We start from the raw sequence: 26,738 nt of genomic DNA on the forward strand, positions 1-26,738 counted from the left end.
GCAGCCACACTCCACCAATGGGCCAGGAGTGGAATGCACGGCGAGGAACAGCGCCTGTTATAGGAGGGAAGGATGTCAGCCAACGCGAAGGCGCGGCCAGAGCTCAGCAGAGCCCACGTCACTGAGCAGCTCCGCGCACTGGGAGTCCGTGAGGGCGGCGTTCTGGTGGTGCACACGTCCTTCCGAGCGGTGCGGCCGGTGGAGGGCGGGCCTCTTGGGTTGATCTCTGCCCTGCGAGAGGCACTGGGGCCAGACGGAACGCTGGTCCTGCCGTCGGGCAGCGGCAACGACGACGAGCCATTTGATCCCCGAACCACGCCCGTGCGGGACGACTTGGGCATCGTCCCCGAGCTGTTCTGGCGTCAGCCCGGAGTCCTCCGAGGCCTTCACCATTTCGACGGCTTCGCGGCCGTCGGGCCGAGAGCGGCCGAGATCGTCAACGCGCCGCTCAAGCTGCCCCCCTCCGCGCCGGGAAGTCCGATCAGCGTCGTGCATGATTTGGACGGACAGGTGCTGTTGCTCGGCGTGGGCCATGACAGCAACACGATGCTGCACCTGGCCGAGCTCATGGGCGGCGCGCCCTATCGCGTTCCCCACCATTACACGGTGCTCCAGGACGGGAAGCCGATCCGGATCGACTATCTGGAAAATGATCACTGCTGCGAGGGTTTCTCGAAGATGGACGCGTGGCTGCAAGCCGCGGGCCTCCAATCGGAAGGACGGGTCGGCCACGCACAGGCTCGGCTGGCGCGCGCGCAGGACCTGGTACGCATCGCCGTCAAGCACCTGGCGACGGATCCGCTCGTGTTCCTCCATCCCGTAGAGACGGGCTGCGAGGAGTGCGGCGTGGCCCGGGCGAGCGTGAGGGGCTGACGGGCGCTCGTGCCGGTGGTGCAGCAGAACCGCAGCCCACCTGACACTCCCCCAGCCCCGGTAGACCATTATTTCCGAGCCGGAAACCCTTTACACGACTCCTCTACATCCAGGGCACGTACGCGGCGTCGCTGGATGAACGCCAGGGTGTTGAACCTGGCTCTCGTGGGGGGGTGCCGTGAAGAGAACGATTCCGTGGATCGCAGGGGTGTTGATCCTCCTGGCCGTGGGCGCGGTGGTGCCCATGCAGGAGCAGGAGGATTCACCCGTTCCTGATGCTCCGGAGCCCACTCATGGCACGTGCGCCCGGACCCTCTCCGCCAACGTGGTGGTGCTGGACCAGCCGCTGATGTTCAACCGGCTGGGTGCCCAGAACGTCAACGGCATCGTCTACGCGCTGACCCGGGACGTCATCAACATGAAAACGGGCCGGCCGCTGACGCAGGGAGGCGCGCCCGTGCCGGGAGAGGTGATCCTGCGTCCGGACAAGCGGCCCCGGCCGCTGGTGCTGCGCGCCGCCGCGGGAGACTGCCTGCGGGTGCGCCTCACCAACCTGCTCACGCCCGTGGCCAACCCCCGGGACACACCCAACATCTTCAATCTCCTGCCCTTCCGGATTCCCATCGATGATCAGGTGGCCAGCCGCGTGGCGGGCTTCACCGTGCCAGGCCTGCAGCTGGTCGGCAGCATCGCCAGCGACAGCTCCTTCGTTGGCACCAACGGCAACAGCCTGGTGCGCCCGGGCCAGACCGCCGTCTATACGCTGCTGGCCCCCAAGGAGGGCACGTTTCTGGTGACGAGCGACGGGGCCACCTTCGGAGGCGAGGCGGGCGCTGGCAACAGCGGAAACGGCATGTTCGCGGCCATCAACGTGGAGCCCCCAGGCGCCAACTTCTACCGCAGCCAGGTCACGGAGGAGGAGCTGCGCCTGGCCACCACCGGAACGAGCCCCACCGGTCAGCCGGTGATCAACTACGAGGCGGTCTACCCCAACAAAGAGCCCTGGCTGAGGGAGGGCAAGAGTGGCCTGCCCATCCTCAACATGCTGTGGGGCAAAGAGCTGGTCCACACGGATATCGCCGCGATCATCGTGGGGCCCAAGCCGGATGGCTCCTTCCCACCGAACACCTATCCACTGGAGAGCGTGGGCAAGCGCAACCCCAGCCTGCCCAACCGCCTGGAGGCCTTCCGCGAAAACACCGCCCTCTTCCATGACGAGGCCTCCGCGGCCAACGCCTTCCAGGGCTTCTTCCTGGATCCTGTCTTCCGCTTCACGCTGCAGGGCGTGCGGGACGCCTTCATGATCAACTACGGCTCGGGAGGCATCGGCTCGGAGATCATCGCCAACCGCCTGTCCGTGGGGCCCATGCATGACTGCCTGGACTGCGCCTACGAGGAGTTCTTCCTGAGCTCCTTCACGGTGGGGGATCCGGCCATGCTGGTGGACGTGCCGGCCAACCTGGGGCTGGAGGCCCTGCCGCCGGGTGCCACGCCGCCGCCCGGGACCACCGGGCCCAAGGCCACCAAGGCCTTCTACCCGGACGATCCCAGCAACGTCTTCCACAGTTACACCCGGGACTTCGTGAAGATGCGCAACGTGCACGTGGGCAAGGAGCAGCACGTCTTCCACCTGCACAACCACCAGTGGCTGTTCAACCCCAACGACGACAACTCCAACTACATCGATGCGCAGGGCATCGGGCCAGGCTCGGGCTACACATACGAGCTCGTCTTCGGGGGCGCGGGCAACCGCAACCACACCGCGGGCGACGCCATCTTCCACTGTCACTTCTATCCTCACTTCGCCCAGGGCATGTGGGCGCTGCTGCGCGTCCACGACACGTTCGAGGCGGGCACGAAGCTGGCCGCGAGCGGCTCGGGCTTCCACACCGCGCCCTTCGGCTTGCAGGACGGAACGCCCGCCGCCTCCAGCCGCGCCCTGCCGGATGGAGAGATCGTCGCCGGCACGCCCATTCCCGCAGTGGTGCCGCTGCCCGGCAGGCCCATGGCGCCCATGCCCGGAAAGGTCGAGGTGGTGCCCAACCCGAACACCACCACGGCCTCCGTTTTCCACCCGCTCAGCCCAGGAGCGCCCGTGCCGGTGGGCAGCAACGCGCGCGTCGTCCAGCGCGCCATCAACCCCGGCTATCCGTTCTTCATCGGCGGCATCGAGAACACCGTGGGCCAACGTCCGCCCACGCCTCCCCTGGACATGCTCACCGAGGCGGAGGCCGCAGCGCTCCAGGCCGGCACCAACCCGCTGTTCGCGGGGCGGACGGACCTGGTGACTGGAGCGGGAGGCTTCAACGGAGGGCTGCCCCGGCACACGCTGGAGGGCGTGGCCGCGGGCGGCGAGGCCCTCTCCGTCGTGAGCCGCCTGGACTTCAACAAGGAGCTCGTGAAGGCCCGGCCCGTGTACCTCCCCGAGCAGGGAACAGACGTGGAGCAGACGGCCATGCGCTTCCACGCGACGCCCTCGCACCCGAGCACGACGCTGCTGCGCAACGGCACCCCGATGGCCGGCACCTTCGCCAGCAATGGCCTGCCTCCCTCCCCCAGCGCCCCGTACTTCGAGCCATGCCGGGATGACGCGGGCAACCCGGTACGCGCGGGCGTGCCTCCGCGCTTCTTCGATGGCTCCGGAGGCCTGAGCACCACCGGCCCTGTGCGGTTCGGCATCGCCAACCCGCGCGTCTACAAGGCCGCCAACATCCAGCTCGACGTGGTGTTCAACAAGGTGGGCTACCACTTCTCACAGGAGCGCATCCTCAGCCTCTGGGAGGACGTGCAGCCCACCCTCAACAAGCAACGGCCCCCCGAGCCCTTCGTCCTCCGGTTCAACACCTTCGACTGCGGCAAGTACCTGCACACCAACCTCGTCCCCGCGAGGTACGAGCTGGACGACTACCAGGTGCGCACGCCCACCGACGTCATCGGGCAGCACATCCACCTGCCCAAGTGGGACCTGCCCTCCACCGACGGCGCCGCCAACGGCTGGAACTATGAGGATGGCACCCTGTCACCGGACGCAGTGCGCGAGCGAATCACGGCCATCAACGCGTTCAACTCCACGCCGGGCGTCACCCCGGTGCCCACGCTGGACGGGCAACTCACTCTCACCGCCCTGCCCCACCCCTTCTTCGGCGCAGGCCCCGGTGGTGCCTGGCTGGGCGCGCGCATCACCCTGCAGCGCTGGTTCTTCGATCCCGTGGTCAACGTGGAGGGCACCCACCGCGGGCTCGGCAACATCTTCACGCATGATCACTTCGGCCCCTCCACCCATCAGCAGGTGGGCCTCTACGCCACGGTGCTCACAGAGCCCCCAGACTCCACCTGGGTGCACAGCGAGACGGGAGTGGTCCTTGGGACGCGGAACGATGGAGGCCCCACGAGCTGGCAGGCCGCCATCCTCACAGGCGATCTGAACGGGGACGGCATCAACGACAGCTACCGCGAGTTCTTCTTGATGCCCGCGGACTTCCAGCATGCCTACGAGGAGGGCGTCTTCGTGGGAGCCGGCCCGGATGGCAGACCCTCTCCGGGGCTGGGCCCCACCGCGACGACCTTCCGCAACGCGATCGCCCCTCCCCACCGGCAGCAGGTCAACCCCGTGTTCCCAGACCTGTATGTGAACGCGGCCATCTGTCCCGGCGGCGTGCCCCGGCCGTGCCCGCAGGCCATCTCGGCCGATGACCCCGGCATGTTCGTGGTCAACTACCGCAACGAGCCCGTCGCGCTGCGCGTCTACGATCCGAACAAGCGTGGGCCGGACGGGCAGCGGGGCACACAGGCCTCGGGGCTGGGAGGAGACCTGGCCTATGCGCTGCAGACGCGCACGGACCGCGCCATCCCCGAGCTCAACACGGCGCTCGGCGACACGCCCTATCCGGCGCTCACGAGGGATATCGGCGCGGGAGATCCCTTCACCCCGCTGGTGCGCTCCTTCGCAGGAGACAGGGTGCGGGTGAAGATCCAGGCCGGCGCGCACGAGGAGGAGTTCAACGCGACCGTCCACGGCGTGAAGTGGCTGCAGGGAGGCTCCAGCTTTGGCGCCGCACCCAACTCCGGCTGGCGCAATGCCCAGGCCCTCGGCATCTCCGAGCAGTTCACCTTCGAGATACCCTCGCTGCCCTGGCTCGGCCGGCCCGGCGAGCGGGTGGACCTCGCCTACGACATGAACACCAGCCAGGACGGGTGGTGGACCGGCGTCTGGGGCCTGCTGCGCACATACAACTCCTCGCGGACGGACTTGTTCCGCCTGCCCAACAACCGCACGCCGGTGCGGCACGGCAACGCCGACGATTTCTACACCGACAACAGCGGCACCTGTCCGCACGCCGCGCCCGTGCGCACCTATGATGTCACGGCGGTGCTGGCCAATACCGCGCTCGGCAATCCGCTGGGCGTCACGCTGGTACCCGGGGATGACTCGGCCACCCAGCATGTTGGAGCGCCGGTCAACCCCAGGGGCGGCACGCTCGTCTACAACCCCCGGCGTACCGCGCTGGACAACGGCAAGTCAGGCCCGCTCCATGATCCTACCGCCCTGCTCTACGTGCGCACGGCGGACTTGGGTGCCAACGGCAAGCTCCGGCCCGGAGTTCCCATCGAGCCCCTGGTGCTGCGCGCGGCCGCGGGCGAGTGCCTGGAGATCACCCTGCGCAACCGGCTGCCGGGGGATCTCAACCGCAACGGCTTCTTCGACGACAACCCCGACCTGGCCAACCTCACCAGCCTCATCGGCGTGGTGAACCGCGACCGGCAGAACCCGCAGGGGGTGACCACCTTCAACAACAACCTCATCCGGGCATCGAGCTGGGTGGGGCTGCATCCCCAGCTCGTGGCGTACGATGTCACCACGGCGGATGGCACCAACGTCGGCATCAACCCGCAGCAGCTCGTGCCCCCCGGCGGCTCGAGGCTCTACCGCTGGTACGCGGGAGACATCCGCAAGAGAGCGCGCAACAACACCAGCAGCGTCCAGCTCGTCGTCACGCCCATCGAGTTCGGCGGCTCCAACCTGGTCCCCGCCGACAAGATCAAGCAGGGCCAGAAGTCGCTGGTGGGCGCGCTGGTCATCGAGCCCCTGGGCACGGCGTGGACCGAGGACGCGAACCGGCGCTCCGCGGCCAGTGTAGGCCCCGACACGAACCAGGATGGCCGGCCGGACAAAACCCTCTTCCGGGACTTCGCCGTGGTGCACCAGAAGCAGATGAGCCACCGCTACGCGGACGGCACGGCGGTGGAGAACGTGCAAGCCGAGGGGATCGTCGCCGAGGACAACCAGGACGCGGGGCAGATGGCCCTCAACTATGGCACCGAGCCGATGTGGTTCCGCTTCGGTCTGCGGCCGAACGCCCCGTTCGGCAACGTCCCTGGAGGCTACGGCGCCGTGCCCAACGCCTTCATGGCCTACAGCAACGGCCTGGTGGGGGGAGATCCCGTTACGCCCGTGTTCACCGTGAAGGCGGGCCGGCAGACGCGCCTGCGTCTGCTCGAACCCCACGGCTCGTTCCGAGGCACCACCTTCAAGTTGCACGGCCACCTGTGGCAGCGGGACCCGTATGTGTGTCCGGGCTCGGCGGACCTGGGGCTCCCGGGCAAGTGCACCCCCACCGAGGTCCCCTCGCGAGCGCTGGGCCTCAACCCCGTGGGCTTCTATGTGGGCGGACAGGAGAGCGTGCAGCCCTCGACCCACTTCGAGGTGTTCCTGCCGAGCGCCGGTGGCGCGAACGAGGTGTCCGGGGACTACCTGTTCCGGGACTACGGGAGCCTGGGCAACATCTCCGGCGAGTGGGGCCTGCTGCGCGTGGAGTGAGTCTTCCAGGAACCCCACCATGAACTCTCGACCCTCCCCCTCGCCTTCGAAGCCTCTCGTGCGCGCCGCCGCGGGAGTGCTCGTCCTGTCCTGCCTGGCGCTCGCGGGCTACGTGGCCCTCTCCACGCCCCAGCCCGAGGCACCCACCCCAGCGCCCGTCGCGGAGCACAGCTCCGGGAGGCTCGAGAAGAACGGCGCGGTGGTGGAGCTCTCCGTCACCCACCCTGTGGCCCCGGGAGAAGCGCCTCCGCCGCTCATGGAGGGCGATACGGTGCAGGTCCGCTTCCGCCTGAGCGATGCCACCAGCCACGAGCCGCTGCGAGGCCTGTCCCCCTCGGCCTGGATGGACCTGGGGCAGGTGCTCGCGGGCAAGCCGCAAGAGCCGCAGGAGTGCAGGGAGCGCGTGGCGCTCTACCTCAAGGGGCTCCCCGGTATCCGCCCGCTGGTGGACCTCAACAGCTACTACCTGCTGGTGATGAACCAGGACGCGAGCATCTCGGTCATCGATCCGCTGGTGGGAATGACGGGCAAGACGAGCCTGTATGCCACGGTGCTGCTGGACCGGCCCGGCGCCGACTGGGTCAAGAGCCGCGATGGGCGGAGGCTCTTCGTCTCGATGCCGCGCGCGGGCCAGGTGGCCGTGGTGGACACCGAGTCCTTCCGGCTCGTGGGGCGGGTGGAGGCAGGCCCGGAGCCCACGCGAGTGGCCCTGCAACCGGACGGGCGCTACCTCTGGGTGGGGGACGGCCCTCGCGCCGGAGCCAGAAGCGGCGTCACCGTCATCGCGCTCGAGTCCCTGAAGCCCGTGGCGCGGATTCCCACCGGGCGCGGCCACCACGAGCTCGCCTTCAGCTCGGAGGATCGCTTCGCCTTCGTCAGCAACCGCGAGTCCGGGACGGTGTCCGTCATCGACATCGCGCAGCTGCGCACGGTGAAGGAGTTGCGAACGGGCCCCCTCCCCATCTCCTTGGCGTACTCCTCGCTCTCGCAAGCGCTGTACGTGGCGGACGCGAAGGAAGGGACCGTCATCGCCATCGACGGGACGAGCCTGGAGGAGCGGGCCCGGCTCACGGTGCGGCCGGGCCTGGGGCCCCTGAGGGTGTCACCGGATGGGCGCTGGGCACTGGTGCTCAACCCCACCGAGCGCACGGTGTACGTCATCGACTCCGCGAGCCACCGGCTGGTGCATACCCTCTCCGTGGACGGGCAGCCCTACCAGCTGAGCTTCACCCGGGGGTTCGCCTACGTGCGGCTGCTGGACTCCGAGCGCGTCCAGATGATCAACCTCTCCACCCTGGGCACGGAGTCCAAGCCCGCGGTGCAGAGCTTCGCGGCGGGGACCGTGGCGCCCCAGCTCGCGGGAGACCTGAGCCTGGCCGATTCGGTGACGCCAGCCTCCACGGAGGCCGCGGTGTTCGTGACCAGCCCGGCGGAGAACACCTCGTACTTCTACATGGAGGGGATGAACGCGCCCATGGGGAGCTTCGGCAACTATGGGCACGCGGCGCGAGCGGTGACCGTGGTGGACCGCAGCCTGAGGGAGCTGGAACCCGGGCTCTACGCCACGAGCCTCCGGTTGCCAGCGGCGGGCCGGTATGACGTGGCCTTCCTGCTGGACTCACCGAGGGTGCTGCACTGCTTCAGCCTCGAGGTGAAGGAGAACCCCCAGATGAGGCAGGCGCTCGGGGGACTCGAGCTCGTGTACCGGGATCTGCCCACGCAGCTTGCGTTGGGAGAGACGCCCCGGCTGCGCTTCCAGGTTTTGGAGGCCGCGACCCGCGAACCTCTGGCGGGGCTGAGCGATGTGAAGGTACTGACCTACGCCGCTCCTGGAAGGCTGCGCACCGAGGTGCCCGCGGAGGAGGTGGAGGAGGGCCTCTATGAGGCGAGTCCCTCGCTGCCGAACCCGGGCGCCTACTACGTCTATGTCTCGGTGCCTTCCCGGCAGGTGAATTACGGCGGACTGCCCTACCGGACGCTCTGGGTGACAGACACGAAGCAGCGCCCATCCCCTCAAGAGGAAATCTCTCATGTCTCTCCATAACCCTGGAGCGCAGGTGGCTGCGGTGCTCGCGGCCCTGCTGCTCGTCCTCCCCTCGCGCGTGTTCGCAGCGGACTCGGCGCAAGTGCGGCTCATCGATGCGGAGCTCGTCGACTCGAACGGCGCACCGGCGCGGCTGAGCAGCCAAGTCATCGGGGACTCGATCGTCGTCATGGACTTCGTCTTCACGACCTGCACGACGATCTGCCCCGTGCTCTCGGCCATCTTCTCGCGCGTCCAGGGCAAGCTGGGCGAGCGGCTGGGCAAGGAGGTGCGGCTGGTCTCCATCAGCCTGGATCCGGCAAGGGACACGCCAGCACGGCTGAAGGCCTACTCCGCGAACCATCGGGCGAAGCCGGGCTGGACATGGCTCACCGGAACCCAGGAAGACGTCCGGCAGGTGCTCGAGGGACTGGGGGCCTACACCCCGGCGGTGACCCAACACACGCCCATGGTGCTCGTGGGGGATCCGCGCACGGGAAAGTGGGTGAGGCTCAACGGCTTCCCCAATGAGGATCAGATCCTTGCCCAGGTGGACGCCTTGGCCAAGGCGCGCCAGGAGGCCCCTGCTTCCGCGTCCGAGAAGAAGGCCCGGGAGTGGTTCACCGACACCCTCCTGGTCACCCAGGAAGGAAAGCAGGTCCGCTTCTACAGCGACATGCTGAAGGACCGCGTGGTCGTCATCTCCTTCCTGTTCACGCGCTGCACCACGGCGTGTCCGCTGCTGACCGCCCGGCTCAACCGCATCCGCGAGGAACTCGGCGAGCGCTTCGGCCAGGAGGTGTCCTTCATCACCTTGAGCGTGGACTCCGAGTACGACACGCCCGAGCGGCTCATGGAGTTCGCGCGCCGGCACAAGGCCACGCATCCGGGCTGGACCTTTCTCACCGGCAAGAGGGAAGACGTGAACCAGGTGATCACCCGGCTCGGGCAGTACGTCGAGAACATCGAGGATCACTCCACGCTGCTCATCGCCGGCAACGAGAAGCAGAGACATTGGATCAAGCTTCCGCCCCAGGCCTCCCCCACCGCGGTCGCGGAGCGCGTGCGGATGCTGGCGGAGGGCCCTTGAGGCACGAGGCTCGGCGGTGGCCCTGGCTGTTCGCGCTGCTGCTCGGTGCCCTGCCTTGGACCACCGCTGTGGGCGCCCCTCCACTCACGGCCCGGGAGCAGGCGGGCCGGAGGCTCTACTTCCAGGGAGAGAGCGGCTCGGGCACGGAACTCACCGCGACCGTGGGAGCGGGCGTCCGGCTCCCGGGCTCGGCCCTCCCTTGCGCCAACTGCCACGGGCAGGATGGCCGGGGCCGGGCCGAGGGCGGCGTGACACCGCCCCCCCTCATCTGGAGCGAGCTCACCAAACCTTACGGCCACCAGCACCCGGCGGGCCGGGGACACCCGGTGCTCGATGAGAAGAGCGTAGCCCGGATCATCTCCGAAGGGATCGACACGGGTGGCAACCGGTTGGACCCGCTCATGCCGCGCTACGCGATGTCCTCGGAGGACATGACGAACCTGCTGGCATGGCTGAAGCGGCTGGAGGCCGAACAAGCGCCCGGAGTGACGGACTCGGCGCTGCGGCTGGGCGTGGTGTTGCCCACGCGGGGACAGTTCGGGGCGCTGGGGCAGGCCATGCGCGGCCTCCTGGAGGCCTACTTCGAGGAAATCAACGCCTCGGGAGGGATTCACGGCCGCAGGCTGGAGCTGGCCGTGGCGGAGTACGACAGCGATCCGAAGGCAGGGCTGGCCAGCCTGCGGAGCCTGCTCCAGCGGGAGCCCGTCTTCGCGTTGCTCTCCGGCTTTCTTCCAGGCGCGGAAGAGGAATGGGTGCGGCTGGCCGAGCAGGAGGCCCTGCCGCTCATCGGCCCTCTGACGCTGTCCGCTCGAAAGACGGGCACGTCCCACGCTCACGTCTTCTTTCTGTTCTCGGATCCGGGAGAACAGGCGCGAGTCCTCGCGGACGATGCCGCCCAGCGGTTGCCCCTGGCCTCGCCAGAAGTCGCCATCCTCTACCCAGAGGACGAGGCCCTCGCCGAAGCCGCGCGAGCAGCCCAGGCCCGATTCCAGGCGCGAGGCTGGAGGCAGGTGGAGTTGCTGCAGTACACCCGCGACAGGTTCCCTGCGGCACTCTCCACGGCCCTGAGACGGAAGCCGCCGGAGCTGGTGCTGTTCCTGGGCGATGGCGCGGAGCTGAAGGCGCTTTTCGGGAAGGCGCGAACACTCGGCTGGGCCCCCTACCTGTTGCTGCCGGGGAGCCTGTCGGGCCAGGTGGTGGCGTCAGCCCCACCGTCCTTCCAGAACCGCATCTTCCTCACGGTCCACAGCTTGCCCGGGGATGAACAGCCCCTGGCCCGTGAAGCGTTTGCCCGGCTCTGCGCCCGCGTCCCTTCCTCGGAGCGATTCCGGATGGAACAAATCTCCGCCTACACGGCGGCAACGGTCCTCACGGAGGCGCTGCGGCGCTCGGGCAGACTGCTGAGCCGGAACAAGCTGATCGAGCAGTGGGAAGGGCTGTATGCCTTCAAGCCCAGGCTGGTGCCACCGTTGAGCTATGGCCCAACCCATGGGTGGGAACCGCGAGCGTCTCTATCGTCACAGTAGATGCGCCAACCCAGAGTCACCGGCCCCGTCACCGGCAGGGCGATGCTTGCCGAGGGAGGGGCACCCTGCCCCATCCCTCTCGCTGGGAGGGGCCCGGCGTCCCGGCTCGTGGACGCATCCCTGGCCTGGCATGTGCCGTTGGCGTGCCACATCGTCTCGTGAAGGCCACCGGCAGCCATGGCGTGGCCTTGCACCTCAGGAAGGGAGCGCGCGATGCCTGTCTACGAGTTCTTCTGTCGCAAGTGCCAAGAGCCCTTTACCGAAATCATGAGCGTCAAGGAGCACGACCAGCGCATGCCAGAGTGCCCGCACTGCCACGGCACGAAGGAGGTAGAGAAGCGCATCTCCGCTGTGCACGCAGTGACCACCAAGAAGTGGCTAACCTCCTGAGGCCCTGCCCGCTGGGCGGTAGGCGAGCACCTGGAATGGACGGCCCTGGTCAGCTGGAGATGATCTCCCTCTTCCTGTGCGGCGACGTGATGACCGGGAGGGGCATCGACCAGGTGCTCCCCCACCCCGTTCCTCCCCAGCTGCATGAGGAGTATGTGCGGGATGCCCGGGACTATGTCGCGCTGGCGGAGACGCGCAACGGCCCCATTCGCGTGCCCATCGGCTTCGACACCCTCTGGGGAGACGCTCTCGCCGTGCTGGAGCAAGCCGCGCCGGATGTGCGGCTCATCAACCTGGAGACGAGCATCACCACCAGCGAGGACTGGTGGCCAGACAAGGGCATCCACTACCGCATGCACCCGGCGAACGCCGCGTGCCTCACGGCGGCCCGCATCCACTGCTGCGCGCTGGCCAACAACCACGTACTGGACTGGGGCTACCGCGGGCTGCGCGAGACGCTGACCACCCTCCGGGACCTGGGCATCGCCACCGCAGGGCTGGGCGAGGATCTGGAGGTGGCGCGCAGGCCCGCGGTGCTGGAGGCAGGAGCCAAGGGCCGGGTCATCGTGTTCTCGTTCGGTGAGCGCGGCAGCGGCATTCCACCCGAATGGGCAGCGGCGGCGGACATGCCAGGCGTGGACTTCCTACCGGACTTATCCCCCGCCACGGCGCGGCGCATCGGCGAGCGGGTGGCTGCCGTCAAGCGCTCAAGGGACGTCGTCGTCGCCTCCATCCACTGGGGCGGCAACTGGGGCTATGAGGTGTCAGGCCAACAGCGGGCATTCGCCCACGCGCTCATCGAAGAAGCGGGGGTGGACCTCATCCATGGCCACTCCTCCCACCACCCTCGGGGCATCGAGGTCCACCAGGGCCGGCTCATCCTCTACGGCTGCGGGGACTTCCTGAATGACTACGAGGGCATCGAGCGCTACAGGGACTTCCGGCATGACTTGGCCCTGATGTACCTGGCGTCGGTGGCCCCGGCGAACGGCCAGCTCGCCAGCCTGCGCATGATTCCCATGCGGCTGCGCCAGCTGAGGCCTCACCGGGCCTCGCGCCAGGACGCCGAGTGGCTGTGCGGCATCTTGGACCGTGAAAGCCGCCCGCTGGGGACTCGGGTGCGTCTGGAAGACGACGGCGCGCTCGTGCTCCGCGCGGAGCACGGGTGAACCCGCAAAAACAAAAGCCCTGGAGCTTCTGCGGATGTCCGCGAAACCCCAGGGCTTTCGAATGGTCGGGGAGACAGGATTTGAACCTGCGACCCCTTGGTCCCGAACCAAGTGCTCTACCAGGCTGAGCCACTCCCCGATATGTCTGCCCCTTCGCCGGTATACGCCTCGGGACCGGAACGAAGGTGGCGGCGGATGTACCCGACCCGCCCGGCTGAGTCAACGACTCAGGATCACCTTTTCATCCCCCTCTCAACGCTTGAGAAATTGGGGTCTAGGCTGACTCATGAGGCGTTGTTACCCCGCCCCCTCTGCCTCCAACCCCTTGGTGTTACTGGGGCGCCCCTCGTCACCCGGTGGGAACGCGGTTTGCTTCGAACTTCTCGCATGGCCATGCCCACCATCTTGATCTCCGACGATGAGCCCTTGCTGGTGTCTGCCCTCGCTCGCGAGGGCCGCCGCTCCGGGCTGACCTGCATCACCGACACCACCGCCGAGAACGTCCTCGCCCTGGCCCGCGAGCATCACCCCGCCGTCATCATCCTCGACATCTTCCAGCGCCTCGATGGACGCGACCTGCTCGCCCAGCTCAAGCAGGACCCCGCCACCCGCGACTGCAAGGTCATCATCCTCAGCGCCATCGAGGACCAGCAGATGCGCCACCAGTGCTTCCAGCTCGGCGCCGATGCCTACGAGGTGAAGCCCTTCGCCGCCACTTTCATGCCCCGCGTCGCCCGGCTCGCCAACGCCGTCACCCAGCAGGCTGTCGCCGCCGCGAGCTGAGCCCCGCTCCCAGCGAGCCCCTCAGCCGCGCTGCCCCTCGGGGCGCAGCGAGCGAATGGCCGCCGCGTAGTCCTTCGCGCCGAACACGTACGAGCCCGCCACCAGCACCGAGGCCCCTGCCTCCACCACTCGCTGCGCCGTCTGCGCGTTGATCCCCCCGTCCACCTCGATGTCCACGTCCAGCTTGCGCGCGTCCAACATCGCCCGCAGCCGACGCACCTTGTCCACCGTGCTCTCGATGAAGCTCTGCCCTCCAAACCCCGGGTTCACGCTCATCAACAGCACCATGTCCACCTCGCCCAGCACCTCCTCCACCGCCGACAACGGCGTCGACGGGTTGAGCACCACCGAGGGCTTCGCTCCCAGCTGCCGGATGTGCTGCAGCGTCCGGTGCAAGTGGGGGCTCACCTCCACGTGCACCGTCAGCACGTCCGCCCCCGCCTTCACGAACGCCTCCACGTACTTCTCCGGCTCCACAATCATCAGGTGCACGTCCAGCGGCCGGGTCGCCGCCCGCTTGATGGCCTCCACCACCACCGGGCCCAGGGTGATGTTCGGCACGAACCGGCCATCCATGACATCCACGTGAATCCAATCGGCGCCCGCAGCCTCCACGGCGCGGACTTCCTCCGCCAGACGGCCGAAATCACAGGAGAGCAGTGAAGGAGAGATGCGGACAGGGCGGCTCATAGATGGCCCGCTTCATAACCGCTCCGGGTTTCCTGCGGTACCAGACATTCCCGCGATGCACGCCGGAAGTCGCCTTGCTATCCAACCTGGGAGGCAGCCAGGCAGGCCGGTGCCTCACTCATCGTGCTAGAACGAAGCGCCTTTCGGGTCCAGCCCTTTACTCCGGAGCCTCTTCCCGGTGATCTATCCGTCCGACGAAACCGCGCTCACCCGCCGTCTCCAGAAGCTCACGTCCATCCTGGACGTGACCAAGGCGATGAGCGCCGAGCGCGATCTGGATCTGCTGCTGCCGCTCATCCTCTTCGAGGCCTCCAAGGTCGTCGAGGCGGATCGGTGCTCGCTCTTCATCCTGGATCGCGAGCGCAACGAGCTGTGGAGCAAGGTCGCCCAGGGCGCCAAGAAGGAGATCCGCCTCCCGGTGGGCAGCGGCATCGCCGGCCAGGTGGCCGCCACCGGCTCCCCCATCAACATCCCGGATGCCTACGCGGATGAGCGCTTCAACCGCTCGTTCGACACCTCCAGCGGCTACCGCACCCAGACCATCCTCTGCGTGCCCATGCGCGACGCCACCGGCGAAGTCACCGGCGTCATCCAAGCCCTCAACAAGCGCGGTGGCCGCATCTTCGACGCCGAGGACGAGGAGCTGCTGCTGGCCCTGGGCGCCCAGGCCGCCGGCGCCATCGAGAACGCCCTGCTCCACGAGGAGATCAACAAGCTCTTCGAGGGCTTCGTCTCCGCCTCCGTCGTCGCCATCGAAGCGCGCGACCCGACCACCGCGGGCCATTCCGGCCGCGTGGCGGACCTCACGGTGGGGCTCGCCGAGGCGCTGGAGCACGTCGCCACGGGCAGCTACGCCATGACGCGCTTCACCCCCACGGAGCTCCAGGAGCTGCGCTACGCCTCGCTCCTGCACGACTTCGGCAAGGTGGGCGTGCGCGAGCCGGTGCTCGTCAAGGCCGAGAAGCTCTACCCCCACGAGATGGAGATGCTGCGCTCGCGCTTCCAGCTCGCGCGCAAGGACTTGCAGCTCCAGAGCTACAAGCGCCGGCTGGCCACCGTGAAGCTGCGCGGCGAGAAGGCCATCCCCGAGATCGACGGCGAGGAGGAGGCCCGCCTCACCGAGGAGCTCAAGCGCCTCGACGAGGTGTTCGAGTTTCTCCTCACCTGCAACCGCCCCACCGTGCTGGCCCAGGGCGGCTTCGAGCGCCTCAGCGAGCTGCGCAAGCTCTCCTTCACGGACTCGCGAGACCAGGTGCAGCCGCTGCTGCTCGAGAACGAGATCCGCTCGCTCTCCATCGCCCGGGGCACGCTGTCGCCCGAGGAGCGCAAGGAGATCGAGAGCCACGTCGAGCACACCTACCGCTTCCTCTCGCAGATCCCCTGGACGCGCACCCTGCGCCGCGTCCCAGAGATCGCCTACGCGCACCACGAGAAGCTCGACGGCACCGGCTACCCGCGCGCCATCCCCTCGAAGACCATCCCCGTGCAGTCCAAGATGATGGCCATCTCGGACATCTTCGACGCGCTCACCGCGTCCGACCGGCCCTACAAGAAGGCCGTGCCCTACACCCTCGCGGTCGACATCCTCAAGAAGGAAGCCTCGGCAGGCCAGCTCGACAACGAGCTGCTCACCGTCTTCATCGAGGCGGAGGTCCCCAAGAAGGTCCTGGGAACCTTCAAGTAGACGTCCCGCCCGACTCCTCGGGCGGGCGTCCTCTCGGCGCCTGGCGTAGCGCCAGGCTCCAGGCTCAGGTGCCCTGGATGGTGTGCAGCCGCAGGCTGTTGATCTTGCCCGGCTGCCCCACCGGCGCACCGAAGACGATGACGATGCGATCGCCCGGACTGGCCAGGCCGCGCGTGAGCAGCTCCTCCTCCACGCGCTTCACCATCGCCTCGGTCTCTTGGATGGGCTCCAGCACCCGCGGCACCACACCCCACAGGAGCGCCAGCCGGCGGCGGACCTCCTGGTTCGGGCTGAACGCCACGATGGGCACCGGCGGCCGGTAGTGCGCCAGCAGCCGCGCCGTCACGCCCGACAGCGTGAACGCCGCGATGAGCGATGCACCGCTCGCCTCCGCCGCCTGGCACGCCACGCGCGCAATCACGTCCGGGAAGTGTGACGGCAGCCCCAGCGGCGCCTCGATGACGCGCTTGAGGTGCTGCGCCCGGGTGGCCGACTCGGCCGCCAGGACGATGCGGTCCATCATCTGCACCGACTCGATGGGGTACTTGCCGCTGGCCGTCTCGCCCGACAGCATCACCGCGTCCGCGCCGTCAAACACCGCGTTGGCCACGTCGCTGGCCTCGGCGCGCGTGGGCCGCGGGTTGTCGATCATCGAGTTCAGCATCTGCGTGGCCACGATGACGGGCAGGCCGCGAGCGTTGGCGCGCCGGACGATGTCCTTCTGCACCGCCGGCACCTCCTCGGGAGGAATCTCCACGCCGAGGTCGCCGCGCGCCACCATCACGCCGTCCGTCTTGTCCAGGATGGCATCCAGCCGCGCGATGGCCTCCGGCTTCTCCAGCTTGGCGATGATGGGCACCGTGCGGCCCACCTCGTTCATCGCCTGCCGGGCCATGTCGATGTCCGCCGGCTGGCGCACGAAGGACAGCGCGATGAAGTCCACGCCCGCCTTGATGCCGAAGACGAGGTCCTCGCGGTCCTTCGGAGTGAGCGCGTCCGCGCGCACCGCGACACCCGGCAGGTTGATGCCCTTGTTGTTCTTCAGCGTGCCACCGACCACCACTTGGGTCTTCAGCAGCTGCTTCTTGTCCGTCTCGACGACGCGGAGCTCCAGCAGGCCGTCATCCAGCAGGATGCGGTCGCCGGGGTTCACGTCCGCCGCCAGATGCGGGTACGTGGTGGAGACGATGTCGTCGGTCCCCTTCACGGTCTCGTCGGTGGTGATGGAGAAGTAGGTGCCTTCCTTCAGCTCCGTGCTGCCGTTGATGAAGCGGCCGGTGCGGATCTTCGGGCCCTGCAGGTCTCCCAGAATGCCCACCGGCTTGCGGACCCTCAGCTGGGCCGCGCGCAGCTTGGCGATGTTCTCCGCGTGCTGCTCGTGGCTGCCGTGGGAGAAGTTCAGCCGGGCCACATCCATCCCCGCGTCCAGCAGGGCCTCCAGCATCTCCTGGCTCTGGCTCGCAGGTCCCAGGGTGCAGACAATCTTCGCTCGTCGCATAGGGGGCGGAGGATGGGGGGCGCATCGCGCGGGGTCAAGGATGCAAACCGGCGCGCCCCACGCTCGGTAAAACGGTAAAACGGCGGCCGAGCAGCAGAGCCCTCAGCCTCGCAGGAGCACGCCGAGGTTCTCGCGCTCCCAGCGCAGTGCGGCAACGTAGTGCGGGAAGGCCTTCTCCCGGTCGCGGAACGCACGCGGGTGGTGCACCCGCCGGCCGCCCCGCCCCGTGCTCGGGAAGAGCTGGTGGAGCATCTCGTGGAAGACGATGAACTCCACGAAGAAGGCCGGCACCTCGGGGCGATCCAACGCGGGGTGGATGCGAATCTCGCGCGTCTGGTGATCGTACACGCCCAGGCGGATGGACTTGCGCCGCCGCCGGGGAGGCATGCGGCCCCACCCAATGCGCGCCTGGATGCCGTCCTGGAAGTAGGTGCGGTTCACGCCCTCGAAAATCGTTTGCAGGTCGAAGCAACGGCCCACGGGGTTGAGGTCCGCGTCCGTCTCGCGGCGGAACTGGCGGATGCGCGGCTGTTGGCCGCGAATGTACTCGTCCAGCAAGCCACCCGCGCCCCGGTGCCCCCGGCCCGCGTAGTCCGCCACCGCGCGCAGCACGGGCTCGGGCGCGTCCAGGAACATGTGGTGCAGCCGCAGCTGCAGCACGTTGCCCCCGCGCCGGAAGGACACCATCGTCGAGCGGTTGTCCGTCACCGCCAGCCGGACGGGGATGCCCAGGTCCGCCGAGAGCCGCCACGCCAGCGACTCGGCGCGGGAGAACAGCTCGTCCCGCTCGGAGGCAATGCGCGGGGCCTCCTCCACCACCCGATTGCGAACGGGCGGCTGAGGCGCGGGCTCGGGCGGCGGCGGCGGGGAAGGCCGCAGCGACGCCGTCGGGCTCCCGGACAGCGTGAAGAGGGACATCTGGCGGGGGTACAAGGTCATCTCTCGCCCAGCATCGTACCCGCCACCCTTGAGGACTCAAGGCCGCTGGCGGCTGGTTGCCCGCACTCCGTCAGGCCGTCAACCGCGACCATGGCTTCGAGACTCCCTTGCCAACTGCGCCCCCAGGGACTCCACCGTCTCGCGCGAGGTGCCAAACGCGGCGAAGACATCCTCCATCGACTCGGCCTCCTCCACCGCGAGGCACGCCCCGCCCTGCTCCCGCGCCAGTAGGAGATCGCCAAAGCGCCCCACAGCCAGGCTCCAGCTCCCATCGGCCCACTGGTCGAAAGGAAAGAGCTGGCAGGCAATCGGACGAACGTCGGAGGGCAGTGTGCACCCGGACGTGTGCTTGTAGAAGACGCAGGCCCCCTCCTTGGCCCGCAGCACGGTGCGCACGGGGCCGCGGCGGAAATAGCCTCGGTAGAGCGGCCAGCGGTTCTCGAAGTCCGCGGCGCCCGCCTCGCTCACGCCTTCCTCCTCGGTGAAGCGGCGCGCGGGCAGGCCCGTGTGCGCGCTGATCCGCTCCATGTCCGAGCGGGTCACCATGGCCAGCTGCTCGGTGCCTCGGGGCTCGCAGCAGGACTTCCCCAGCACCTTCGAGCAGCGCGCGCAGGCCGGGCTCACGGGCGCCTTCATGCGAGCGGCGGCTCCGTGTGGCGCGTCTTCAGCAGGCGCTCGAGCCGCTCGGGCTCCATGCGCACCAGGAACGTCTTCTCGCGGCTGTAGAGCACCTGGCCCGGCGCTCCTCCCTTCACCTTGCGGACGAACTTCACCGGCACGTAGCTCACCTCGCCGCGCGGCTCGCCCTTGGCCCCCGAGTGGTGAAGCGCCAGGTGCGCGGCATCCAGCAACACCTCCTGCGCCACCTCCATGCCCTTCTCCAAGGGGACCACCACATGGCTGCCCGGCTGCCCTCGGGCATGCAGCCAGAGGTGGTACGGCTTCGCCACCTTGAAGGTCAGCATGTCGTTGTCCTCCGAGCCCCGCCCCACCCAGATGCGCTGCCCGCCGTGCCCCAGGTACTCCTTATAAGGACGGCCCTCCTGGGGGCCCTCCTCACTGGCGGGCGCCTGCAGCACCTCTGCCTGGGCCAGCAGCGCTGCCTCGTCCATGCGCTCCAGCTGCTCCAGCGCGGCCTGCGCCTGCGCCACCTCGCGCGCCAGCTCCGCCTCGCGGCGGCGGGCCTGCTCCACACCCCGCATCAGCCGCTTGTATTGGTGGAAGCGCCAGTCCACCTCCTCCTTCGGCGAGCGCTTCGGATCCAGCTTCACCTTCACCTCCTCCACGCCCGTCTCCGTGTACGCCGTCAGCGTCACCTCGGAGGTGCCGCGGCGCAGGCGGTGGAGGTTCTGCGTGAGCAGCTCTCCCAGGCGGCGGTGCTCCTCGGCATCCGGGCCGCGCCCGGCCTCGGCGCGCACCTTCTCCAGCGTCCGCCCGGAGCGCTTGAGCCGCGCCCGGTACGGCTGCGTCAGGCGCCGGCGAATGGCCTCCGCGCGGCTCTTCCGATCGCGCTCGCCCAGCAGCCGCTCCGCGGCCTCCGCGTACGGCGCGAAGTCTCCTGGCGCCGGCTGCAGCCGGGAAGGCGCGCTCCGGGCCTTCTCCAGCGCCTCGGGCGGCAGCGGCTCGGGAGGCTTCCACTCCGAGCCCGGGTAGACCCCTCGCCTCTGCGCGAGCCCCTCTCCACTGTGCATCAGCACCCGGCCGCTCTCGCTCAGCAGCACCAGCCCGCCCGGCGGAGCCAGCTCCAGCACGAGCCGCCGCGTGCCCGCCTCTTCCTTGTGAAGCTCGAGCACCACCACGCGCTCTGCTTCACGCCAGCTCGCACCCTTCAGCTTGAAGCCCGTGAGCTCCTGCCGCAGCCAGCGCTGAAAGGGCGCGGGCTCACCCGGTGTGGGGAAGCGCTCGGCGGCCACCGAGAGCCGGGCCAGGTCTCCCTCCGCGCACAGACACAACAGGAAGGAGCGCCCTGGCAGCCGCAGCTCCAGGTACGCCAGCCGCGGCAGCGGGCACCACGCCTTCTGCAACACCGCCCCCGACAGGCGCGTGCCCACCTCCGCCACGACCTGCTCCAGCTCTGTGGGACGCAGTGACATTTCCGCCTCTCCTCAAGGACTCTCGAAAGGGAGGACAGGCCACACGACCCATGAGCCGCCCCGCCGCCCCGTGCTGGAGCGTATCGTGGCGGAACGGAGCGTCCCTCCTCAACAGGCGATGCGGATGTTGGGCGCCTTGCTCCGCTTGCTCGGGAGGTGGAGTGTCAGCTTCGCACCCTCCTTCTGCCCCTCCTCGACCACGGACAGATCGATCTTAGGGTCGAGCTTGTACTTGAAGTGCTTCTTCAGGGCCGCCCGCGGATCCTGGAGCAACTCCGAACGAAATGCATCATCTGTCCGCGCGCGTTCCTGAGCCTGGGTCCACACGTCCAGCCAATTCTTGAACTCCGACACAGCTTCCTTGGCGTTTTTCGCGGCCATCTCCCCTCCGTGGATGATGTCTTATAATACCACTTTCGCTTAGGACCCGGCTCGGATTCAGCGGCTCGAGCTCGCGACCCTCCATGGAAAACGCTCCTCCATCGATTCATCCGCTCACGCCGCTGCAGGAACGCTACACGCTGCAGGCCAAGCTGGGAGAGGGCGGCTTCGGCACCATCCACGAGGCCACGCAAATCACCACGGGCCAGCGGGTCGCGGTGAAGTTCCTCCGCCTGCGCCCAGACGATGCGAACACGAGCGTGGAGAAGCAGGCCGCCCGCTTCCGCCGGGAAACTTCCCTGTGCGCCAAGCTGTATCACCCGCACATCGTCCGGCTCATTGACGCGGGCCTCAGCGCGGAGAACCAGCTCTACAGCGTCTTCGAGTTCGTCCCCGGCAAGAACCTGGCGCAAGTCCTCAAGGAAGAGGGACCGCTCGCGCCCCGTGAGGTGCACCGGCTGATGAGCCAGGTGCTCGATGCGCTGGGCTGTGCCCACAAGGAGAACGTGGTGCACCGGGACCTCAAGCCGCAGAACATCATGGTGACGGGGACCGGTGTGCGGCGCAACGCGGTGGTCCTCGACTTCGGGCTGGGCACGCTGGTCGAGGACAGCCTGTCGGCCCAGGACACGCGCCTGACCGGGACGATGGAGTGGATGGGCACTCCCTCCTACGCCGCGCCGGAGCAGCTGCGCAAGGACGCCACCACTGCCGCGGCGGACCTGTACGCGTGGGGACTCATCTTCATCGAGTGTCTGACGGGCGTGCGGATCATGCAGGGCGCCACCATGGCGGAGGTGCTCTACAAGCAGCTCGGTCCTGAGCCCGTCCCCCTGCCTCCCTCCCTGCGCAATCATCCGCTCGGGCAGTTGCTGCGCCGGGTGACGGAGAAGAACTCCCCGGAGCAGCGCGGCACCGCCGCGGAGCTGTTGTCGCAGCTCGAGGAGATGGATCTCTCGGGTCTGCTCTCCGCCCCGGCCTTGCCGGAGGCGGTCCTTCTGCCCTCCACCACGCCCAGGACGGGCGAGGGCCAGGCCCTCACGCCCACGGCCGTCGGCAGCGCCCTGACTCTGACCACGAACGTCCCACCCCAGTGGATGCTCGCGGGAGGCGAGCGCCGCCAGGTGGTGGCCCTGTGCTGCGGGCTGGTCCTGTCCCACCCGGACCCTGCACGCGTGGACTTCGAGGACCTGGAGCTGCCCCTGCGGGCTTCCCAGGAGCTGCTCGGCGCCATCGCCGCCCGCTACCACGGGCACATCATGAGCGTGCTCGGGCAGCAGGTGCTCATGTACTTCGGCTATCCCAGCACGCGCGTGGATGACGCTCGCCGCGCGGCCGCCGCTGCGATGGCCATCCTCGAGGGCATCGACACCCTCAACTCCCAGCGAAAGGAGCCCCTGCGCTGCTCGGCCCGCATCGGCCTCCACGTCGGGCAGTTGGTGGTCTCCAAGGAGGCGGCCGCCCAACCTTGGCGGGAGTTCGGCGTCACCGCCTCGGTGGCGGCGCAGCTCGGCGAGCGGGCCGAGCCAGGAACGATTCTGGTGGGTGAGAGCGCGTACCCCCTGCTGCGAGACCACTTCACGCTGGAGTCCCAGGGCCAGGTGCCCACGGGGTTCCTTCAGCAGCCCATGGAGCTCTTCAGCCTGAAGGGGCCGCGCGTCGCCACGGACGAGGCGCCCTCCATGCGGGGCAGCATCGTCATGGTGAGCCGGGATCACGAGCTCGGCCTGCTGCTGGAGCGGTGGAGGCAAGTCGACGAGGGCTCGGGCCAGGTGGCGCTCGTCCGGGGTGAAGCGGGGATCGGCAAGTCCCGCCTGTGCCATGAGCTGCGGCGGAAGCTCCAGGGCAGGGAGCACCAGTTCTTCGAGTGCCGTTGCTCGCCCGAGGCTCGCAACAGCCCGCTGTTCCCCGTCATCGAGCCGCTCAAGCAGCTGCTCGGCTACAACGAGGGCGACTCCCCGGCGCAGCGGCTTGCGCGCATGGAGGAGGCGCTGTCGCGCTACCCCCTGGAGCTCAAGGAGGCCGTGCCGCTGGTGGCGAGCCTGTTCGCCCTGCCGGTGGAAGATCGCTATCCCACGCCGCAGATGACGCCGCTGAAGCTCAAGGAGCTGACGCTGCGGCTGCTCGTGACGCTCTTCTATGAGATGGCCGAGCAGTGCCCCCTGCTGCTGTTCGTGGAGGATCTGCACTGGGCGGACCCCACCCTGCTGGAGCTGCTGGGCGCCCTGCTGGCGGAGTGCGCCACCTCGCCGGTCTACCTGCTGCTCACCTCCCGGCCGGAGTTCAGCACCCCCTGGCCCAATGCCCCCATCCTGCAGATCCAGCTCGGGCGCCTGGAGCGGGAAGCCACCGAGCAGCTCATCCGTGCGCTCACCGAGGCCAACCCCCTCCCTCCGAGCATGCTGGAGCAGATCGTCCAGCGCACCGAGGGCGTGCCGCTGTTCGTCGAAGAGCTCACCCGCATGGTGGCGGAGACACGGCCCTCCTCGCCGCAGAGCGGCCTGGCCATTCCCTCCACGCTGCGGGGCTCGCTGCTGACGCGCTTGGACCTCCTGGGGTCCCCCAAGGTGACGGCGCAGATCGCCTCGGCGCTCGGGCGCGAGTTCCAGTACGACGTGCTGTGCGCCATCTCGCCTCGCGATGAGGCGGAGCTGAAGGAGGACCTGGAGCAATTGCTGCGCGCGGACCTCATCTACACGCGCCGCCGGGCCCGCAGCCGCACGTACATCTTCAAGCACGCGCTCATCCAGGACATCGCCTACGACTCGCTGCCGAAGGCCACGCGCCGCCACCTGCACGCGCGCATCGCCGAGACGCTCCAGGCCCGCTTCCCGGAGCTCGCCGAGACACGGCCCGAGCTGCTCGCTCACCACTTCGCCGCGGCGGACCAGCTGCTCCAAGCGCTGGAGTATGGCCGCAAGGCGGCGGTCATGGCGCTCCAGCGCTCGGCCAACGAAGAGTCCGCGCAGCACACCACCCAGGCGCTGGGCTGGCTCCAGACGGTGGAGAACCCCTCCGAGCGCCGTGAGACGGAGCTGGGGCTCAACGGCCTGCTGCTCACGGCGCTCATGGGCTACCGGGGCTTCAGCTCCGAGGAGGTGGGCAACGTCCTGCGCCGCTCCATGGCGCTGCTGGAGGAGCAGGGCGACAGCCCGAGCGCCTTCCCCACGCTGCACTCGCTCTGGGGCTACCACGAGATGCTCGGCGAACACGCCCAGGCCAAGGAGATTGGCCGCCGGTGCCTGGAGCTGGCGCGCCGCAACAAGGACGAGGGCCAGCAGATCTGCGCGCTCATCCAGTTGGGTCACGGCCTCTGGTTCGATGGCCGCTTCGAGGAGGCCCAGGTGCACTTCGAGGAGGTGCTCGCGCTCTACGAGCCGTCCAAGCACGGAGGCAATGCGTACATCTACGCCGTGGACAGCCGCGCCCATGCCACCGGCATGCTGGCCCTGACGCACTGGTATCTGGGGTTCACGGACCTGGCATTGAAGCGGGCGCGCGAGGCGCTGGAGTTCGCCCGGCTCATCCAGCACTCCAACACCCTGGCCATGGCCACCTACTACCTGACGCTGCTGCACCAGCTTCGCGGCGAGCGGGAGGAGGTGCTCCGGCTGAGCACGGAGCTGCTGGAGATCTCCGTGGCCCAGGGGCTCCCCATGTGGAAGGGCCTCGCCCTGCTGCTCAACAGCTGGGCCAAGCGCCAGGCCACGGAGGCCGAGCAGATTCTGGCCGTGATGGAGTCCGTCCGCGTCTACCAGACGCTGCCGTACCAGCTCGGCCGCGTCGCGGAGACGGAGGCGGAGGTGGGCGCGGTAGACAAGGCCCTCCAGCGCGTGGAGCGCGCTCTGCAGTTGGCCACCTCGAAGGAGGAGCTGTACGCGCTCCCCGAGCTGTACCGCCTCCGAGGAGAGCTGCTCCTGCGCAGTACCCCGTCCGCCACGGAAGAGGCAGCCGTCTCCTATCAGAAGGCCATCGAGATGGCGCAGGAGCAACGGGCGCGGGTGGTGGAGTTCCGCGCCCGGCTGGCCCTCGCACGCCTCAAGCCCGAGCAGCTCCGGGAGCCGGGCTTCCGCGCCGCGCTCGCCGGGCTGCAAGACACGCTCACGCCTCTGGGCCAGGTGCCCGAGCGCGAGGAGACAGGCCGCCTCCTCGCCCAGGCCTGAGGGGCCTCGCTACGGCATGGGAACGCTCTGAGGGAAGTGGAAGAAGTCCTTCGGATCGTAGTGGCGCCGGATCTTCTCCAGCTTGTCCAGGTTGCTGCTCCAGTAGCGCTGGGCGTAGTCCGGCGTCTCCGGATACGGGTAGTTCTGGTACGACTGGCCATTGAGCAGGGGCTTCGCCGGCTGGACGAAGCCGGTCAGCCACTTCTGGGCCTCCGCCCGCTGCGACTCCTCCAGCCACATCGAGATCCAGCTGAAGTCCATGTACACGTCGCGGTGGACGAACGCGGTGTCGTGCGGCGGGACGCGGTTGATGGCGCCGCCGTAAGGCTCGATGAGGATGAAGGTCAGACTCATGTTCTGCTCTTCATTCCCGTTCTTGACGCGGAACACCGGTGACGTCTTGAAGTACTCGATGGCACTGGCCCACTCGTCCCGGCGGAGCTTCCGGCCGACGTAGCCCGCCATCTGGTTGGCCAGGTACGGGGAGTTGGGAGGCAGCTCCGGGATGTCCGCCACGAGCGAGTCGTTCAGGTACCGGTACGTCCCCCGCTTGGAGATGGCGAGATGCCCCGTCTTCAGCAAGGGGGCCAGCTCCTTGCGGCCCTCGGACTCCTCGCCGTGGTACATGCCGCGCATCACCAGCACCTGCTTGGGGGGCCGGCCGTGCTTCCCGGGCTGCGACATCACCACGGCCAGGTAGCCCAAGCGGTCCGACGCGCCCTCCTTCGTGTAGTGCTCCTGGAGTTGCTGGAGGGCCTCGGGGGCCTGGTCGATGCTCCACTGGATGCCAAAGCCCCAGACCTCCCGGAGATGATAGAGCTCGTATTCCAGCTCCAGCAGGACACCGAAGTTGTTGCCCGTCCCGCCCCGGAGCGCCCAGAAGAGCTCGGTGTGCTCCTTGGCGCTGGCGTGCACGATGCGGCCGTCCGCCAGCATCACCGTCGCCCCGCGCAGGGCATCGCAGTTCATCCCGTACTCGCGCGAGGTGAAGCCGTAGCCACCGCCCATCATATGTCCAGCCACCGCCACATCGCCGCAGCCCCCCCCGGGCACGTGCAGCCCGTACCCGTCGAGGACCGCGTTCAACAGATCGAGCGGCGTCCCCGCTCCGACGCGAGCGCGCTTCTGGCCCTCGTCGACGACGCAGTAGCGGATCTGGCTCACGTCGATGATCATCCCGCCGTTGTTGGCCGAATACCCCGCCGTGCTGTGGCCCCCAGAGCGGCAGGTGACTCGGAGCGAGTGCTGGTGCGCGAACTCCAGGCACCGCCGCACGTCGTCCGCGCACTCGCAGTAGACGATGAGCTGGGGATACTTCTGGAACGCCTGATTGAAGAGCTGCCGGGCCGTCTCGTAGTCCGGGTCATAGGGCGTGACGACCTTGCCCAACAGGGGCCGCTCTGGATCTCCCAAGGTGGCCAGTTGCTCGGGAGTGAGGCTCTCCCACAGCGGGGGCTTCTCTGGCATCTGGAACAGGGCCGAGGCCTCGCGGGCCAGGGTGTTCATGCCCGGCTTCCCGGTGGCCTGGCTCCATCTCTGAATGCGCTCGTACTGCGCCACTGCCCTCTTGGTGCGCGCGAACATCCGGTCTCTCCTCGGTGAACCTACCCGCCACATT

General features: G+C 68.5%; 17 protein-coding genes and 1 tRNA gene. 10 read left to right on the top strand and 8 right to left on the bottom strand.

The window, feature by feature from the left end; translation table 11 throughout:
* Nucleotides 1-72 precede the first annotated feature (72 nt).
* The 7 genes from DB31_RS42320 (at nucleotide 73) to DB31_RS42355 (ending at nucleotide 12,889) form a co-directional block, all read left to right on the top strand.
* Entirely contained in the window at nucleotides 73-873 is an 801-nt protein-coding gene (locus DB31_RS42320; RefSeq protein ID WP_044199150.1) for an AAC(3) family N-acetyltransferase, read from the top strand.
* 178 nt (nucleotides 874-1,051) lie between these two features.
* Nucleotides 1,052-6,691, top strand: a complete 5,640-nt coding sequence (locus DB31_RS42325) for a cupredoxin domain-containing protein (protein WP_075306501.1) — start codon at nucleotides 1,052-1,054, stop codon at nucleotides 6,689-6,691.
* A 19-nt stretch (nucleotides 6,692-6,710) separates the two neighbouring features.
* A complete protein-coding gene (locus DB31_RS42330; RefSeq protein WP_044199153.1) occupies nucleotides 6,711-8,735 on the top strand; it encodes a YncE family protein in 2,025 nt (674 codons plus the stop codon).
* Nucleotides 8,722-9,804, top strand: coding sequence for an SCO family protein (locus tag DB31_RS45815; RefSeq protein WP_083969216.1), 1,083 nt, complete (start codon nucleotides 8,722-8,724; stop codon nucleotides 9,802-9,804). Before DB31_RS42330 ends, DB31_RS45815 begins: the two co-directional genes overlap by 14 nt.
* Nucleotides 9,801-11,330, top strand: a complete 1,530-nt coding sequence (locus DB31_RS42345; protein WP_044199154.1) for an ABC transporter substrate-binding protein — start codon at nucleotides 9,801-9,803, stop codon at nucleotides 11,328-11,330. The genes DB31_RS45815 and DB31_RS42345 overlap by 4 nt, the downstream gene beginning before the upstream one ends.
* Before the next feature lie 213 nt (nucleotides 11,331-11,543).
* Nucleotides 11,544-11,720, top strand: a complete 177-nt coding sequence (locus DB31_RS42350) for an FmdB family zinc ribbon protein (RefSeq protein WP_044199156.1) — start codon at nucleotides 11,544-11,546, stop codon at nucleotides 11,718-11,720.
* 35 nt (nucleotides 11,721-11,755) lie between these two features.
* Nucleotides 11,756-12,889 carry a CapA family protein gene (locus DB31_RS42355; protein ID WP_075306503.1) on the top strand — a complete coding sequence of 378 codons (1,134 nt, stop codon included), beginning with the start codon at nucleotides 11,756-11,758 and terminating at the stop codon, nucleotides 12,887-12,889.
* Nucleotides 12,890-12,951: 62 nt separating this feature from the next.
* Here the strand turns inward: DB31_RS42355 and DB31_RS42360 are convergent.
* Nucleotides 12,952-13,028 (bottom strand) — tRNA-Pro (locus DB31_RS42360).
* A 248-nt stretch (nucleotides 13,029-13,276) separates the two neighbouring features.
* On the opposite strand from DB31_RS42360, the gene DB31_RS42365 reads away from it, so the two are divergent.
* Entirely contained in the window at nucleotides 13,277-13,672 is a 396-nt protein-coding gene (locus DB31_RS42365; protein WP_044199159.1) for a response regulator, read from the top strand.
* A 21-nt stretch (nucleotides 13,673-13,693) separates the two neighbouring features.
* Here DB31_RS42365 and rpe read toward each other — a convergent pair whose 3' ends face one another.
* Nucleotides 13,694-14,362, bottom strand: a complete 669-nt coding sequence (gene rpe, locus DB31_RS42370) for a ribulose-phosphate 3-epimerase (RefSeq protein WP_044199162.1) — start codon at nucleotides 14,360-14,362, stop codon at nucleotides 13,694-13,696.
* 178 nt (nucleotides 14,363-14,540) lie between these two features.
* Between rpe and DB31_RS42375 the strand changes: the two genes are divergently transcribed.
* A complete protein-coding gene (locus DB31_RS42375; protein ID WP_044199164.1) occupies nucleotides 14,541-16,046 on the top strand; it encodes an HD family phosphohydrolase in 1,506 nt (501 codons plus the stop codon).
* 64 nt (nucleotides 16,047-16,110) lie between these two features.
* Here the strand turns inward: DB31_RS42375 and pyk are convergent, their stop codons facing one another.
* The 5 genes from pyk to DB31_RS42400 all read right to left on the bottom strand — a co-directional run bounded on the left by pyk (nucleotide 16,111) and on the right by DB31_RS42400 (nucleotide 20,957).
* Nucleotides 16,111-17,544 (bottom strand): pyruvate kinase, encoded by a 1,434-nt coding sequence (gene pyk, locus DB31_RS42380; RefSeq protein ID WP_044199167.1) that lies wholly within the window; start codon nucleotides 17,542-17,544, stop codon nucleotides 16,111-16,113.
* Nucleotides 17,545-17,646: 102 nt separating this feature from the next.
* Nucleotides 17,647-18,483 (bottom strand): hypothetical protein, encoded by an 837-nt coding sequence (locus DB31_RS42385; protein WP_044199170.1) that lies wholly within the window; start codon nucleotides 18,481-18,483, stop codon nucleotides 17,647-17,649.
* Nucleotides 18,484-18,561: 78 nt separating this feature from the next.
* A complete protein-coding gene (locus tag DB31_RS42390) occupies nucleotides 18,562-19,119 on the bottom strand; it encodes a YkgJ family cysteine cluster protein (RefSeq protein WP_044199172.1) in 558 nt (185 codons plus the stop codon).
* The gene (locus DB31_RS42395; RefSeq protein ID WP_044199175.1) at nucleotides 19,116-20,576 is read right to left on the bottom strand and encodes an NFACT RNA binding domain-containing protein; all 1,461 of its coding nucleotides are present in this window, start codon (nucleotides 20,574-20,576) and stop codon (nucleotides 19,116-19,118) included. Before DB31_RS42395 ends, DB31_RS42390 begins: the two co-directional genes overlap by 4 nt.
* A gap of 108 nt (nucleotides 20,577-20,684) precedes the next feature.
* Complete coding sequence (locus DB31_RS42400) at nucleotides 20,685-20,957, bottom strand: hypothetical protein (protein ID WP_044199178.1); 273 nt, start codon at nucleotides 20,955-20,957, stop codon at nucleotides 20,685-20,687.
* 83 nt (nucleotides 20,958-21,040) lie between these two features.
* Between DB31_RS42400 and DB31_RS42405 the strand changes: the two genes are divergently transcribed.
* Nucleotides 21,041-25,120 carry a TOMM system kinase/cyclase fusion protein gene (locus DB31_RS42405; RefSeq protein WP_052420687.1) on the top strand — a complete coding sequence of 1,360 codons (4,080 nt, stop codon included), beginning with the start codon at nucleotides 21,041-21,043 and terminating at the stop codon, nucleotides 25,118-25,120.
* A 9-nt stretch (nucleotides 25,121-25,129) separates the two neighbouring features.
* Here the strand turns inward: DB31_RS42405 and DB31_RS42410 are convergent, their stop codons facing one another.
* Nucleotides 25,130-26,704 carry an FAD-binding oxidoreductase gene (locus tag DB31_RS42410; protein WP_052420688.1) on the bottom strand — a complete coding sequence of 525 codons (1,575 nt, stop codon included), beginning with the start codon at nucleotides 26,702-26,704 and terminating at the stop codon, nucleotides 25,130-25,132.
* Between the last annotated feature and the right edge of the window lie 34 nt (nucleotides 26,705-26,738).

Origin of the sequence: Hyalangium minutum, from assembly GCF_000737315.1 — a bacterium.
Lineage (GTDB): Bacteria > Myxococcota > Myxococcia > Myxococcales > Myxococcaceae > Hyalangium > Hyalangium minutum.

What these genes read in the sequence shown, in the direction of transcription:
- DB31_RS42320 (WP_044199150.1), top strand. Translation starts at nt 73, where the DNA reads ATGTCAGCCAACGCGAAGGCGCGGCCAGAGCTCAGCAGAGCCCACGTC.
- DB31_RS42330 (WP_044199153.1), top strand. Translation starts at nt 6,711, where the DNA reads ATGAACTCTCGACCCTCCCCCTCGCCTTCGAAGCCTCTCGTGCGCGCC.
- DB31_RS45815 (WP_083969216.1), top strand. Translation starts at nt 8,722, where the DNA reads ATGTCTCTCCATAACCCTGGAGCGCAGGTGGCTGCGGTGCTCGCGGCC.
- DB31_RS42350 (WP_044199156.1), top strand. Translation starts at nt 11,544, where the DNA reads ATGCCTGTCTACGAGTTCTTCTGTCGCAAGTGCCAAGAGCCCTTTACC.
- DB31_RS42355 (WP_075306503.1), top strand. Translation starts at nt 11,756, where the DNA reads ATGGACGGCCCTGGTCAGCTGGAGATGATCTCCCTCTTCCTGTGCGGC.
- DB31_RS42365 (WP_044199159.1), top strand. Translation starts at nt 13,277, where the DNA reads ATGGCCATGCCCACCATCTTGATCTCCGACGATGAGCCCTTGCTGGTG.
- rpe (WP_044199162.1), bottom strand. Translation starts at nt 14,362, where the DNA reads ATGAGCCGCCCTGTCCGCATCTCTCCTTCACTGCTCTCCTGTGATTTC.
- pyk (WP_044199167.1), bottom strand. Translation starts at nt 17,544, where the DNA reads ATGCGACGAGCGAAGATTGTCTGCACCCTGGGACCTGCGAGCCAGAGC.
- DB31_RS42385 (WP_044199170.1), bottom strand. Translation starts at nt 18,483, where the DNA reads ATGACCTTGTACCCCCGCCAGATGTCCCTCTTCACGCTGTCCGGGAGC.
- DB31_RS42390 (WP_044199172.1), bottom strand. Translation starts at nt 19,119, where the DNA reads ATGAAGGCGCCCGTGAGCCCGGCCTGCGCGCGCTGCTCGAAGGTGCTG.
- DB31_RS42395 (WP_044199175.1), bottom strand. Translation starts at nt 20,576, where the DNA reads ATGTCACTGCGTCCCACAGAGCTGGAGCAGGTCGTGGCGGAGGTGGGC.
- DB31_RS42400 (WP_044199178.1), bottom strand. Translation starts at nt 20,957, where the DNA reads ATGGCCGCGAAAAACGCCAAGGAAGCTGTGTCGGAGTTCAAGAATTGG.
- DB31_RS42405 (WP_052420687.1), top strand. Translation starts at nt 21,041, where the DNA reads ATGGAAAACGCTCCTCCATCGATTCATCCGCTCACGCCGCTGCAGGAA.
- DB31_RS42410 (WP_052420688.1), bottom strand. Translation starts at nt 26,704, where the DNA reads ATGTTCGCGCGCACCAAGAGGGCAGTGGCGCAGTACGAGCGCATTCAG.